Annotated in this window: 2 protein-coding genes; both read right to left on the reverse strand. The window is 33.7% G+C overall.

What is annotated here, in order from left to right:
• Positions 1-714: 714 nt before the first annotated feature.
• Positions 715-1143: a hypothetical protein gene (locus IQ05_RS15280; protein WP_144894325.1), complete on the reverse strand. Its 429-nt coding sequence runs from the start codon at positions 1141-1143 to the stop codon at positions 715-717.
• Between the two features lies 1 nt (position 1144).
• The gene (locus IQ05_RS15285; RefSeq protein ID WP_144894326.1) at positions 1145-1507 is read right to left on the reverse strand and encodes a hypothetical protein; all 363 of its coding nucleotides are present in this window, start codon (positions 1505-1507) and stop codon (positions 1145-1147) included.
• Positions 1508-1632 lie beyond the last annotated feature (125 nt).

Here is a 1632-nt window from a genome sequence, read left to right on the forward strand (position 1 = left end):
ATTTGGTATTTCTGTCTTGATGTTTTTCTTATTAAAAAATGAAAACATATTTTTTCTTTTTAGTTACGATTTTCTGGATTATTGCCACCAACGTTCTCGCGCTACAGCGGGTTTGGGACTAAATTAAACACTATTTTCGGATTTGCCAAATCTTTCAAATACAAGACGATTTTTAAATTAAGCCAATTGCCCAAATCCGTTGTAGCGTGTGTTACAGGGCGGTTATTTTTGTCGAAATTACGATTTTCACACAAAACTTTCACGCTTCTGTTGGCAAAATCCAATTTTCACGTTTCTGCTTTTCTGCTCGTAATTTTCGTTTCATTATTTCAAATATTTTCTTTTCGTTTTAAAAATCTGCGCAAAAAAAAATCAAGTTTCTGCTTTTCAAGTTTCCGTTGGCAAATTCCGATTTTCACGTTTCTGCTTTTCACGCTTCTGTTTTCAGATTCCAACTTTCCGACTTCTGCTATCGATTCCAATTTTCACGCTTCTGCTTTGTGAACTTCTTGCGGAATCAATGCTTATTTTCTGATTGTTTTCATCTGCGTAATTTCGGCATAACTGCCCTGTAACGTCCCCTTGCTACAAGAGGTTTGGGGTTAAATTAAGCCTTATTTTCGGATTTGCCTAAACTTCCCAAATACAAGACCATTTTTAAATTAAGCCAAATGCCCAAATCTCTTGTAGCAAGTGTTGTAGGCTGTTTTGTTCTCAATATTGGTATTTTCCAAATTTGCTTTTCTGTTTACACCAAAGGAAATATTCCCCAAATAATGTTCCTGATAATAACTCTTTGGTAAACTGTTCTACATTATGCTTTTCTATTGTCATTCCAATGCTTTTATCTGTTAACAAATTTTCTTCAACTTCTCTTAGAAAATTAAATGCAGTTGAGTCCAATGTACTAAGTATAAGTTTGTCTAATTGTTCAATTTGTTTGGCACTCAAGCTATTTAAAAACTCAAAACGTTCATCATCTGTTTTTTGAGATTCTGTATCATAATTTGGATTTTTCGACTTTTGGTTATACTCGTCAAGTGTCATTGACTGCGAATAATTCTTTTGGCTTAAATAAAACTCATAGTTTTCATCTCGCAATTTCTGTATAAGAATTTCAGCAAATTTTTCAAGTTTTGTCATATTACATTGGTTCTTCCCACTCAGCATCTTGTGGGTCATATTTTAAAAATTCTCCTGTGTCCGTAAACTCAGATGCTGTCATATTTATTTCAAATATTCCATCTACACCTGAAGCAGTTAAATACAAACCATTTTCTGTTAATAATGCTCTAACAGTCTTATCATTCTTAAAGCCAAAAGTGGTTTCATTTTCTTTTTCGGTCTCAACAGCATATCCGTATCTAACGAGTCTGTCAAAGAGTTGCTGTTTCTGCTCTTGTGAAAACTTTTCAAGATTTTCTTCGTTCTCAAAAAAATCGTCAGTTGCGTAAGTGTCAAATTTATCTTTGGTTTCTTTTCTGTGTAATTGTATGTTGTTACTCATAATCTTTTGTGGATGTCGTTAAAATAGCCTACAACGTCCCCGCGCTACAAGCAGTTTGGGACTAAATTAAGCCCTATTTTCGGATTTGCCAAATCTTCCAAATACAAAACCAACTTCAAATTAAG

Source organism: Flavobacterium tiangeerense (assembly GCF_007830355.1).
GTDB lineage: Bacteria > Bacteroidota > Bacteroidia > Flavobacteriales > Flavobacteriaceae > Flavobacterium > Flavobacterium tiangeerense.